This is a genomic window from Pseudalkalibacillus sp. JSM 102089 (assembly GCF_041366475.1).
GTDB lineage: Bacteria > Bacillota > Bacilli > Bacillales > Guptibacillaceae > Guptibacillus > Guptibacillus hwajinpoensis_B.
Genome location: NZ_JBEWYW010000001.1, coordinates 840,362 through 853,371 on the forward strand (window position 1 = coordinate 840,362; position 13,010 = coordinate 853,371).

Below are 13,010 nucleotides of genomic sequence, written 5' to 3' on the forward strand. Positions count from 1 at the left end.
AATCTTTTAAAGAAAAGGATCGAAGCCATGAGCTTCGATCCTTTTCTTAGTCAACTAAATTTACATTATGGTGCTCCATCCAATAATTAATTTGAGCAAGATGCGCAATCAATTGAGGTCCTGCCATAAGCTGACCGAACCAGGGAACTTTAAACGCCTTTCCCTCTGAATCTACGATATCTTGCACAACTTTTCTATCGATCAATTCAAGAAGCGGCGCCTGCTTGTTATCGAGCGTATCTTGAAGCCATGAAGAAACGGCTTTCGTATAAGCAGGATTATAGGTTTTTGGATATGGACTCTTTTTTCGATAAAGAACATCATGTGAAAGCGTTCCTGTCATCGCTTTTCGCAAAAGTCCCTTCTCTCGACCATCAAGCATTTTCATATCCCACGGGACATTCCACACATATTCGATGATACGGTGATCAGAAAACGGCACCCTTACTTCTAGACTAGCTCCCATGCTCATACGGTCTTTTCGTTCAAGAAGTGTTGTCATAAACCAATTTAAATTCAAGTAAAAGAGAGCTCTTCTTTTTGCTTCAATCTCACTTTCTCCATCAAGTACTGGCGTTTCCTTCATTGACTCACGATATCTTTCCGTCACGTAATCTTCTAGCTTCAATTTATTCCGAACATCTTCTTTTAACATCGCCTGTCTTTCAAGTGTCGATCTCATCCAGGGAAACTGCTCCTGATCTAAAAGCTCCGGCTTATGAAACCATGGATACCCACCAAATATTTCATCAGCACATTCACCAGAAAGAGCAACAGTCGCATGTTTCTTAATTTCCTTTGAAAACCACAATAATGAAGAGTCTACATCTGCCATACCAGGCAGGTCTCGACATTCAATCGCTTCCTTTAAATGATGCACAAGCTGAGGTGTATCAATCACACAGTTCGTATGATCAGTTGCAAGCTCTGCTGATACTTTTTTGATCCACGGAGCATCTGAATTCGGCTGAAATTCACTACTCTTAAAGTATTTATCATTATCCGCATAATCCACCGAAAAGGAACGTAATGTCCCCTTATTATCATCCAGGAATGCCGATTGAGCAACGGATGTAATGGCGCTTGAATCAACTCCACCAGATAAAAACGTACAAACTGGTACATCCGCTACAAGCTGTCGCTTAATGGAATCTTTTAAAAGGTCTCCTACTTTATCTACAGTTGTATCAAGATCATCAGTATGTTCACTACTTTTCACATTCCAATAGCGCCATTTGCGAAGACCACTCCGCTCAAACTTCATCGCAAATCCAGGTCGCAGTTCATTTATGCCTCGAAAAACCCCATGTCCTGGTGTTCTCGAAGGTCCTAAACCAAAAATTTCTTGAAGCCCCGCTCGATCAACTTCCGTCTTCACATCGGGATGAGCTAGAATGGCTTTAAGCTCTGAACCGAATTGCAGCGAGCTACCACTTTGTCGATAGAATAATGGCTTAACACCAAGGCGGTCTCTTGCAAGGAATAATTTCTCTCCATCCCAAATCCCAAAGGCAAAAATACCATTTAAATGATCAACGCATTGCTCTCCCCATTCAACATAGCACGTTAAAAGAACTTCTGTATCCGAATGAGATTGAAATGTATAACCCTTTGCAAGGAGAACTTTACGTAAATCCTCCGTATTATATAGCTCACCGTTATAACAAATCGTATATTGCTTTTCGTCATGTGTCCTAGTCATTGGCTGACTTCCACCAGCTGGGTCTACGACAATCAAACGAGTATGCCCAAAGCCACAATGCGCGCTAACCCAGCTGTTTGAAGCATCAGGACCACGTCTTGATAACGTATTCGCCATTCGCCTAAGAACTTTCTCTTCTCCTGTCAGATTCTGCTTCCAATCCACCCATCCTGTTATCCCACACAAAAAGATCTCCCTCCTCTCATTCCTCTCTGTTCACATTATGCATACGCCCAATTTTGGTGCAAAATGTCTTTGAACGAACGAAAAAAAGAGACCTTTTGATAGGCCTCACACTTTCTGAAAACGCAAAAAGTACCATGCGCCTTCTTTTACAACTGGTTTTATTTGTTTAAGCTTAAATCCTGTTTTCGTTGCTAAATCGTCCATTTCATCACGACTTGGCAATGGATAAAGGTTATCATGAGCACTCATAAAGCTGTTAAACGCGGCCGAGAAAGCCTGCCCGTGTTTAGATTCATGCATAGGGGTGATAATAATCAGCTGACCAGCTTCACCTGTTACCTCATTTGCCTTCTGAAACAGCTTCAATCGATCTTCTGGTGCGAAATAATAAAGTAAATTATTCATCATCGCCATATCAAAGGGGGCACCATCCCATTTCCATGTCATCATATCATCAGGATAAAGGTGTAGCGGTGATTTTAGCGGAAAATGGATATTAGCTTCTGCATCTAAACAGACGGATCGATTCTTTTCAATTCCAACAAGCTTCATGTCCTCTAGCTTTGCTCCAATACGCGATAAATACCCTGCGTAACCTGAGCCAAAATCGATAACGGATTGTGCATTCGTCGTCTTAATCGCTTGATAAATCTTCGGAAAAGCAAATCGTTCAATAAAGCTGGATGTTGCTGCAACAGTTCCCCCATAATCTTCGTCCTCATATCGCGCGGGTTGATCATTGCTTAATAAATCAGGATAGGAAAGCAAAATCGGAATATGTAACTCCATCATTTCTTTTAATAAGATACCAACAGAGTGCTCACTGCTTTTTGAAATCGATTCAACCATATGTTTCTTAGAACGGATCTTTCCATCCTTTTCAGTTTTTAAGTGACCGATTGCCACCCCCACTTCAGCCCATCTTGTTAATAGCAGTTCATTCATGTCTCGTTTAGTCGCAACAGCAGAGACGGTTGTTCCTGATTCGAACTCATCGAATAAGTCATGTACATAGCCTACATGAGCATGCCAGGCGTATAAAAAAGGTTCATTGCTTTTCATCCACTTTCTAGCACGCCAAATCTTTTTTATTTCTTTCATATCTTTTCCTCCCGTCTCATTTGCAATACCACGGATAATCATCCTCTTTCGTGAACATTACTTTCTCATTTGGACGTTTACTTAATTTCCCATTCCCTATTGTAGCTGGAATTATTCCTGCTTGCTTCAATCGATCCAACAGGTTAAATTTCCAAATGCCGAGACCCGACGTATTTAACATCTGCTTATAATGCAGAAGAGGCGAATGCTCTGTTTGATTGACCCCTTTAATTCGAAGTCTCTGCCACGGACGATAAGGGAAAGAGTAGAGTAGTGCAGCTTGATGACTAAGCGTAGACACATATTCCGCTCGCGGTTTTCTCACTTTCTCATACCACTTTAGATGCTTCCATTCTGTTTGGTTCGTTTTAAACATCCAGCAAAGAAGTTCTCCTAATACATCAGAATCTTGGATCGCCAGGTTCATTCCTTCCCCTGCCATAGGATGTACGCTATGAGCGGCATCCCCTGTTAAGATCAAGTTATTTTTGACGTAATTGGACACATTGTGCCTAACAGGAATCATGAGTTGGATCTTCTTCCACGTATCAATTTGATGAACATAGCCCTTAAGCTCAGGCATTAGCTCGCAATAAGCACGGTAAAAGGACTCTATTCCTTCTTCCCGCATCGATTTGAACTCTCCTGGTTTAATCAACAGAACACTTCTTACTTCATTATTCGGAAGGGGGAATAATCCGACAAATTTATTTTGAGTCGTGATGATGGTTGACTGATTTAGCGTCTCCGGGCGGGGAAACGATACCGTCAAGAAATGATGATTATACTTTGTATTCTTCATCTCCACTTCCATGGCTGTTCTTGTTGGAGAAGCTCTTCCTTCAGCACCAACGTAAAAGCCTGCTCGAATTTCACGTTCCCCTTCTTTTGTTTGAATGATCGCTTTCTTATTCTCCGGCTCACCTTCAGTAAAGCCCGTAAATTTAGCTGGCTTAATATAATCAACAGATTCATATTTTGAAGCCTCTTCGAAAAGAAGCTCTTTTAGCCTCTCATGAGGAATCATTAGTGATGTATTGTATAGAGATGGAATCACATCGTAACGGAATTCATTTGAACTAAGGTGCTCCATCGTGCCATCGTCTTTTTGGTTATACTCATGGAATTCAATCGAAGGTAAGTGAAAACCATTTTCTTTTACTACATCTAAAACATTAATTCGTTCAAGGACTTGAAGACTTTTTGGCTGAAGAAGTTCACCTTTATAAATCAACCCGCTTCTTTTATCTTTTTCAATTAATAGCGTTTTCACATTACTTTTCCCTAATTTGACAGCAAGTGTGAGGCCCGATATGCCTCCTCCAATAATCATGACATCGTAATCCATCTCTTTATCACCTCTTCGCTAAGATCCTATTCCCTGCCAGCTATCTGTTGAAACAGCTGGAGCACATTGGAGACAGGACGCTCTACAAAAAAAGATCGACCACATTGGGTCGACCTTAGTTAAGTTGCTAAAGGAAATTGCTTTGATAGAAGCAGTTTCTCGAAACGATCCTTATTCAAAGGTTTACTATAGAAAAATCCTTGCGCAAAATTACACCCGAAGCTTCTAATAATATCGCCCTGTTCTTTCGTCTCGATTCCTTCCGCTACAATTGATAAATTTAAACCTTCGCACATCGTAATCACCGCTTTAACAATCGCAGCATCTGCGTTGTTTTCCTGAAGGTTTCGAATAAAGGATTGATCGATTTTCAATATATCTAATGGGAAATCCTTCAGATAACTAAGCGAAGAATAACCGGTACCAAAATCATCAATGGACACTTTAATACCCATTTCTCTTAATTCATTTAGCATCGAAATGCTATAATCCGTATTGACCAGCGTTGTGCTCTCTGTTACTTCAAGGTGTAGCGATTGAGGATCAAGACCAGATGTCACTAATGCTTCCCTAACCGAATCAACGAATTTCTCGCTTTGAAACTGTCTTCCAGACACGTTCACACTAATCGATAAGTCATCATATCCAAGCGCCTGCCATCTGCTCGTTTGCATGCATGCTTCGTTCAATACCCAAATACCAATTTCTTCGATTAGCCCCGTTTCTTCTGCAAGTGGTATAAACTGCGCAGGTGAAACTAGTCCCAATTTTGGATGATTCCACCTAATCAACGCTTCACAAGCATAAATTTTCTGCTCGTCTAGATTAACTTGTGGCTGATAGAAAAGGGTCAGTTCTTCTTTCTCTAGGGCTCGACGTAAATAACTTTCAAGTTCTAATCTCTCAAAAGCCTGATCGGTCATTTCATCGGTATAGAATTCAATATAATTAGCACCTTGTTGCTTGGCGCGATCTAATGCGATATAAGCATTTTTCATAACCGTATCAAGTTCTAATCCATCATGAGGGAAAAGACTGATACCGATGCCTACTGTCATAAAGTACTCAACTTCGTCAAAGACGATAGGCTGCTTCAAATGATCAATGACGCGTCTCGCAAGCATAAGTGCATCTTTTTCGCACTTCAGTCCAGGTAAGAGAACAGTAAACTCATCACCACCAAATCTAGCAAGGACAGCATCATCCTTTATAGCTTCTTTAATTCGAGTTGTCACTTGTTTGAGGATCTGATCCCCTCTTTGGTGGCCCAAACTATCATTAATCAATTTAAAACGGTCTAAATCTATGAACATGACAGCTAGTTTCTCATCGGGATTCTTTAGTGATTCATTTAGTAAGTTCTCAAATAACAAACGATTAGGAAGCTCGGTTAACACATCATAATAAGCGAGATGAGCGATTTTCTCCTCCGCTTTCCGTTGATTCATGATGCTTTTGGCTATTCCATACGCTCCGGTAATTTCGCCATTAACGATGATTGGGATATTCGTAATTGTAAAGAGAACGCTCATTCCAGACTTGTGTACAAGATGGGCATCATATGTTTGAGCCATCCCCTGAAACGTTTGATAGAATTTCTTCCTAGTCATTTCTGCATCCTCTGAAGAAACAAACTGAAGAGAATGCTTACTCATAACTTCTTCAGACGAGTAACCTAGCAATGATTTTAATGCAGGATTTACGCTCGTAATTTTACCGTATACATCCACAGAGTAAACAAGATTCGGATTTTGTTCAAACAGAGATTTGAAGCGCTGTTCTGATTGCTGTAAGTTTAAATTTAACGTCTCTAATTCCTCTGTTGAAGCTTTAATTAAATGTGATAATGCCATTAAACCATCCAAGTCCTTCATCTCCTGATTGTGTAATGGTTGATGCCCGATGTCTTTCATTCGAGCATTTTTTTCATTGAAATGCGCAAAAACCATGCTGTTATTTCCAATTTGTACTTTTTGGGTATCTGAATAATATTCCGATGCAAGAAAAACAGATGTAAGATCACATCGCTTTTCAAGATTCTCTAAATAAGTAATTATGCCGTTTGAAAATAGAGCACGAACCGAAGCAGATGAATAAGTAAATAGACTTTGACTCCATGAATCACTAGCGATTTGGTCAATGCGCTCATAGGACGATTGAATTTGTGCAGCGTCTCCATATGAGAACTGTAGCTTCTTCCCTTGTGTTAGTACACGATTCGACGTAACCGATCCATCTCGATGTTTCTCCATAATGGTAATCGGCTTCACATTCCCATTATCTTGCTGAAGCAACGGGACGTGGGCTGCTGATTGAGGAAGTTTATTCGCAACATCATAACCTAAATACTTCTCATAAAACTGCACTGGCGTCAGACCTTCAATTTCAAAAATACGCGTCCCGAGCGCTTTTGTCACTTCATACGTTCGACCAGCTGGTTTCCAGAACGTTTCTTCGAAAATCTTAACTTCAAGGTCACTTCCAATAATTTTAGCAGCAGCGACGCCTTTCGATAGCAGTTGATTACCTTTGATCACAAAGGAATCCTCATTAATAATATGGGCTCTACCTCCGATTAATCGGATTGGTTTTATACCTTCAAACAAAGCACGCTCTTCTAAATGACTATTAAAAAGAATGACAAGTTCATCATGTGCAGTACTCTCATTCATAAGAGTGGAAGCATTCTCTTCCAAATCAAACGGCTTGATCTCGGCGTGTTGAAAAGTCGTAAAGGAAACGAGTATCCCTTCTTTCACGTAGTCCTTTTGATAATAAGCGCCACCTGCTGTGGACCCAATAAGAACGGCATGAGGAAGGAATGTCATTGTTTGTTGCGCGACTGCTTTAGCTCGCTTCCTGTCACCTGACAAAGAAAATAATTGAATGAGTACGGCATGGGCCTGAAACAGTTCCGGTTGATTATTAATGCATTCTAGCAAATCGTGATCATGATGAATCATGACTGAAAATGTCCTCAAGCTATACACACCTCATCCTTTAATCCCTTTAATTCGAAGCTTTTATATTTATGTCTATAATATCAAAAAGTAGAAAGCTCGAATACACTTATACCAGAAATATGCCAATCTACCCTTCTTCTTATATCGGCGTAAAGAAACCAAACGTTTAATACAAAAAAACCACCTTATCGAAGGTGGTTTTAGGACTTATAGCTGATAAAGATGCAGTACAGAATACCCATAAAAAATAACAAGGAGAAAAGCAAACATAAATTGTAGCCAAAATGGCCAGATTTTTTTCTCTTTTTTTCCTCTTACTAGGATCATTTCCATCGAGAAAATAAGCCAAAGAGCGACGACACCTTTCACAATGGAAGGCCCCCAAAACTCATAGCCTATTACAAGAAACATTCCTGAAATAACAGTTAAAATATAAAATATTCGAAGAATCGTATGGGTTATTTCTTGTGATTTCCCTTTCCCAGCTCTCATTAAAAAATAGCTAACTAGAAAAAGAATCAAGGTTAATCCCCAAGCAGAATAATGGGCATGCAACATAAACGATCTCTCCCTCTTTCTATGTACAGATTCCTCTCTATCATATCATGAAACAATTAGATGAGAAGATTATGAAACATTCCCCCCAATTTCTTTCAAATGATGGGAAGAAAACGATTTCATTGTTATACTATAAAGGAAGCTTCAACTAAAAGATGGGAGTGAACCGTAACATGGTACAAACGCAGGATATTATTCAAATGACGGAGCAATACGGCGCACACAATTATCATCCACTGCCTATAGTCATTGCAGAAGCAGAAGGTGTTTGGGTGAAAGATCCCGAAGGAAATCGTTACATGGATATGCTAAGTGCTTATTCAGCTGTCAACCAGGGGCACAGACATCCTAAGATTATTCAAGCTCTAAAGGACCAGGCAGATCGTGTCACATTAACTTCTCGTGCATTTCACAATGATCAGCTCGGACCTTTTTATCGAAAAGTTTCTGAATTTACAAACAAAGATATGATTCTTCCAATGAACACAGGTGCAGAGGCAGTTGAAACAGCTGTTAAAGCGATGCGCCGCTGGGCTTATGAAGTGAAGGGTGTTGAGAAAGATAAAGCAGAAATCATTGCCTGTGAGGGTAACTTTCACGGTCGTACAATGACAGCTGTCTCCCTCTCATCTGAAGAAGAATACCAAAGAGGATTTGGACCAATGCTTCCAGGCATTAAACTCATTCCTTATGGTGATCTTGATGCATTGAAAAAAGCCATTACGCCAAATACAGCAGGGTTTTTATTTGAGCCAATTCAAGGTGAAGCTGGGATCAATATTCCTCGAGAAGGTTTTCTTAAAGAAGCTTATGAGCATTGTAAGGAGCAACGCGTGCTTTTCGTAGCTGATGAAATCCAAGCAGGGCTTTGCCGCTCTGGTAAACGTTTTGCTTGCGATTGGGATAATGTAGAGCCTGATATGTACATTCTTGGAAAAGCACTAGGTGGAGGTGTATTCCCGATTTCTTGTGTTGCCGCTAATGAAGAAGTTCTTGGCGTATTCACCCCAGGATCTCACGGTTCAACATTTGGAGGAAATCCTCTAGCATGTGCAGTCTCGGTGGCATCTTTAGAAGTTCTTGAGGATGAGAAGCTTGCAGACCGCTCTCTTGAACTAGGAAATTACTTTCAAAATAAATTAAAAGAAATTAAGAATCCTATGATTAAAGAAGTCCGTGGTCGCGGTCTTTTCATAGGTGTTGAGCTTCATGAAGCTGCTCGTCCGTATTGCGAGAAGCTGAAAGAAAAAGGATTACTATGTAAAGAGACTCACGAAACGGTCATTCGTTTTGCGCCTCCTCTTATTATTAATGAAGAGGATTTAAACTGGGCCATCGAACAAATTACAGATGTTTTGTCTGTACAATAAGGAAACGAAGAAAGCCTCGCTAGCTATAGCGAGGCTTTCTTATTTTCTATAATCCGATCGAAACGTATTTTGTTTCTAAATAAGCTTCAAGTCCTTCGTGGCCACCTTCTCGACCAATACCACTTTGCTTCATACCACCGAACGGCGCCTGAGCAGCTGAAGGAACCCCGTCATTCCAGCCTACAATCCCGTAGTCCAAACCATTTACGACGTGATTTCCTCTTCGAACGCTTTCACTAAAGACGTAAGCTGCAAGTCCAAATGGCGTTTGGTTTGCAAACTTAATCGCTTCATCATCTGTTTTAACCTTTTGAATTGGAGCAACTGGTCCAAACGTTTCTTCATTCATAATTAACATGCCAGGTGTTACATCCTTTAAAATCGTTGGACGGTAGAAGTAGGAGCCATTCTCTTCGTATCCTTCTCCTCCAACAACACATTCAGCTCCCTGACTAAGCGCATTTTGAACATGCTTTTCTACTTTATTATAGCCATCTTTGTCAATCATCGGTCCAATGTCAGTGCCTTTTTCTAATCCATTTCCAACCTTAAGTTCTTTCGTTTTAGCTGCGAATTTCGAAATAAACTCATCATAAATCTTTTCTTGAACATAGACACGATTACCGCATATGCACGTTTGACCACCGTTTCTAAACTTAGAAGCAACGACGCCGTCAACGGCTTTGTCAATGTCTGCATCATCAAGAACGATGATCGGTGCATGTCCACCAAGCTCAAGAGAAATGTTTTTCACTGTTTCAGCAGCCTGTTCCATTAGTTTCTTACCAACTTCTGTTGAACCTGTGAACGTTATTTTACGAACGTGTGGATTACTCATTAGCTCGCCTGCTACTTCTGAAGATTTCCCAGTGACGAGGTTTACAACACCTTTAGGTATACCAGCCTCTTCACAAAGTTCCACTAAACGCACTGCTGTTAGTGGCGTTGCAGAAGGTGGCTTAACAACAAAGGTACACCCTGCAGCAAGAGCAGGAGCAAGCTTTCTTGCGATCATGGCAGCTGGGAAATTCCATGGCGTAATCGCACCAACAACTCCTACTGGCTGTTTGCGAACTTCCATCATACGCTCTTCTTTATGAGGAGGTATGGTACGACCATAAACGCGTTTTCCTTCTTCAGCAAACCATTCCACAAATGAGGCAGAATAAGCCACTTCTCCTTTTGATTCATGAAGAGGTTTTCCCATTTCAAGCGTCATAAGCTCGGCTAATTCATCTTCGTGTTCCATCATCAAACTATGGAGTTTCTTTAAGTATGACGACCGCTCATATGCGGTGAGGCTTGACCATGCGGGGAATGCCTGATGCGCAGCGTCAATTGCCTTCTTCGTTTCCGATTTCCCCCCAACCGGTACAGTACCGACGAGTTCACCAGTTGCCGGGTTGTTCACTTCAAGCTTTTCAAGATCCTGACCTGTCCATTCACCATTAATGTAATGAAACTTTTCCATACGCTAACCCTCCTAGTAGATTCTCTGGATAACAATTCCTTTTATTAGCAATAATTAAACACGAGAACGTTATCTCTTTCTTATTTCATTACGTAAAGTACCAATTCCTTCAATTTGAATCTCGACCACATCACCATCACGAAGAAATTTTGGAGGTTTAAATCCTTTTCCTACACCTGCAGGAGTGCCTGTTGCAATAATGTCTCCTGCCTCCAACGTCATCCCCTTCGAAAGAACGTGAATAAGCTCTGGGATATCGAAAATAAAGTCCGAAGTATTACCACTCTGTCTTAGCTCTCCGTTTACCATAGTCTTAATAGGCAGTTGATGCGGGTCTAGAACAGCAGATGTATGTAAAATAACTGGCCCCATTGGACACGACGCATCAAGGCTTTTCCCAACAAAAAATTGTCCATGCTTTTTTTGAATGTCGCGCTCTGTAATATCATTGATGATCGTATATCCAAATACATAGTCCATGGCCTCATCGCTTTTGATTCCTTTTCCTTGTTTGCCAATAACAACCGCAAGCTCACCTTCATAATCAAGTGCTTCACATAGCTCATTTTCAAATGCTAAGACGCTATTTGGAGCGCTAACTGTCGTTGGGGCTTTAGTGAAAATCATAGGATGAGCTGGTATATCCTTTTCACTTCCCATTTCAATAGCATGATCGCGATAGTTTTTCCCTACACAGAACACATTTTTAGATGGTCTTGGAATGGGTGCTTCTAATTGAACATCTTCAACATTTACTTCATACTTAGACGCCACATCTATCAATTCAGCTAAATCGAATTTTCCTGATTGAATAAATGATCGTAAATCAGGAATGTGGTTTCCTTGATCTTGATAATAAGCGCTTAAATTAACAATCTGATTACCTCCTTTCCATATACCGAAGTAAGACACACCGTGGTTTCTAAAAGAAACAAACTTCATCTCAACATTCTCTCCTTTTCTTGTCCCCTATAAGGGAAACCATTCAATAATCTTAAAGCTCGTTACATATTAAGAGGAACGTCCTCTACTTTAATACTGCTATTATGACATGAAGTCCCATTCATTTTCATGAATATTGCGATAATCATGCTTTAAGCGAATAAGAATTTCTCTAACAACAAAAAGGACCTGTATCTCTACAGGTCCTCTCGTTTTATCCTTTGCTTTCTGTTTCTTGACTCTCTTCTTTTTCCTTTTTCTCTGAAAGCAGTTCAGTAAAAGCCTCTCTTGGCTCAGTTAAGACTTTTTCCTTAACTTCAAGACCTGATAGGATTTCAACTGTGCCATTTTCTTCTCGTCCTTGTTCTACTTCTCTTAAGTAAAGTTGTTCTTCTTCAAACACGACAACATAACTAGTAGAATCTTTTATTATAATACTTTCCTCAGGTACGGATGGGGCATTCTCATTTTGATGAAGAGGTATATCGATCGATACGTGTGTACCCGACTTCATCTCTGTTTCCTCATCAATCATGACATTAAAATGATACAAACTCAGTCCCGTTTCTTCATCTACTTCATATGGACGATCCTCTAAGATTGTCACTCTTCCTGTGACTGGTTGACCAGGATAAGCACTCGCCCGAATCAGTACTTCCTGATCGACAGCAAGAGTTGGATAATCTAATTCATTGACGGAACCTTGAACAGTGATCTTATTAGATAATACCTTGACAACCGGCTCGCCGTCTTTAGGAGTACGATTCACTTCTTCAACTGTACCGTCGAGTGTTGACTCCACCTTAAGATCTACTTGTTTTGTATCTGCCTCAGCAATTTGACGTTCTAACTCTTTTACATCAAGCTCAGCAAGTCTTTTCTTATATTCTGTTTCTCGCATTTGCTCTTCTACATCTAATTGCAGTTGTAGTTTCTGCTCATCCTCTAGATCCTCATTAGAATCAATACGTGAAGACTGCATAGTCACGTCGCTAAGCTGATCATCAAGCACAGAAACGGCTGTTTCAGCTTTATTTAATTGTGCCTTTAAATCTGAAGTATTAACAGTGATCTCTTCTTCATATTCAAAAAGGGCAGTACCAGTTGAAACAAGATCCCCTTCACTTACGAGCACATCTGCCATGTTACCGCGTGAGGCTTGATAATAATATGACTCTTCTAATTCTGGAATAAGAACTCCTTCGAAAGAAGCAAGTTCTTGATAAGTATTCTCTTCTACAGTAACCGTCTCCAGCTTCTTCTCACCTGCGATCACACTTTGGATAATCAATGTGTTAACCGTAATAAAAAGAAGGACAACAAGAGTTACACTAATGCTAATCAAAAGTGACTTACGATTCACAGATGA

General features: G+C 40.3%; 9 protein-coding genes. 1 reads left to right on the top strand and 8 read right to left on the bottom strand.

The genetic code is table 11. The features are described 5' to 3' along the window. Positions 1 to 46: 46 nt before the first annotated feature. From asnB to ABVF21_RS04230, 5 genes are all read right to left on the bottom strand, one after another. Positions 47 to 1,888: an asparagine synthase (glutamine-hydrolyzing) gene (gene asnB, locus ABVF21_RS04210; protein WP_303534738.1), complete on the bottom strand. Its 1,842-nt coding sequence runs from the start codon at positions 1,886 to 1,888 to the stop codon at positions 47 to 49. Positions 1,889 to 1,993: 105 nt separating this feature from the next. Beyond that, on the bottom strand, positions 1,994 to 2,989 hold the full coding sequence (locus ABVF21_RS04215; RefSeq protein WP_303534736.1) for a class I SAM-dependent methyltransferase: 996 nt from the start codon (positions 2,987 to 2,989) through the stop codon (positions 1,994 to 1,996). Positions 2,990 to 3,005: 16 nt separating this feature from the next. Continuing rightward, positions 3,006 to 4,337: an FAD-dependent oxidoreductase gene (locus ABVF21_RS04220; protein WP_371017537.1), complete on the bottom strand. Its 1,332-nt coding sequence runs from the start codon at positions 4,335 to 4,337 to the stop codon at positions 3,006 to 3,008. A 119-nt stretch (positions 4,338 to 4,456) separates the two neighbouring features. Next, a complete protein-coding gene (locus ABVF21_RS04225; protein ID WP_371017538.1) occupies positions 4,457 to 7,318 on the bottom strand; it encodes an EAL domain-containing protein in 2,862 nt (953 codons plus the stop codon). A 189-nt stretch (positions 7,319 to 7,507) separates the two neighbouring features. Beyond that, entirely contained in the window at positions 7,508 to 7,858 is a 351-nt protein-coding gene (locus ABVF21_RS04230) for a DUF1516 family protein (protein ID WP_303534732.1), read from the bottom strand. A gap of 173 nt (positions 7,859 to 8,031) precedes the next feature. Here ABVF21_RS04230 and ABVF21_RS04235 point away from each other — a divergent pair, with 173 nt between their 5' ends. Beyond that, positions 8,032 to 9,228, top strand: a complete 1,197-nt coding sequence (locus ABVF21_RS04235; RefSeq protein WP_371017539.1) for an ornithine--oxo-acid transaminase — start codon at positions 8,032 to 8,034, stop codon at positions 9,226 to 9,228. A gap of 46 nt (positions 9,229 to 9,274) precedes the next feature. On the opposite strand, the gene ABVF21_RS04240 is transcribed toward ABVF21_RS04235, so the two are convergent. From ABVF21_RS04240 to ABVF21_RS04250, 3 genes are all read right to left on the bottom strand, one after another. Further along, positions 9,275 to 10,699 (bottom strand): NAD-dependent succinate-semialdehyde dehydrogenase, encoded by a 1,425-nt coding sequence (locus ABVF21_RS04240; RefSeq protein ID WP_303534728.1) that lies wholly within the window; start codon positions 10,697 to 10,699, stop codon positions 9,275 to 9,277. A 69-nt stretch (positions 10,700 to 10,768) separates the two neighbouring features. Further along, positions 10,769 to 11,641 (bottom strand): fumarylacetoacetate hydrolase family protein, encoded by an 873-nt coding sequence (locus ABVF21_RS04245; RefSeq protein WP_371017540.1) that lies wholly within the window; start codon positions 11,639 to 11,641, stop codon positions 10,769 to 10,771. A 214-nt stretch (positions 11,642 to 11,855) separates the two neighbouring features. Then, positions 11,856 to 13,004: an efflux RND transporter periplasmic adaptor subunit gene (locus ABVF21_RS04250; RefSeq protein ID WP_371017541.1), complete on the bottom strand. Its 1,149-nt coding sequence runs from the start codon at positions 13,002 to 13,004 to the stop codon at positions 11,856 to 11,858. Between the last annotated feature and the right edge of the window lie 6 nt (positions 13,005 to 13,010).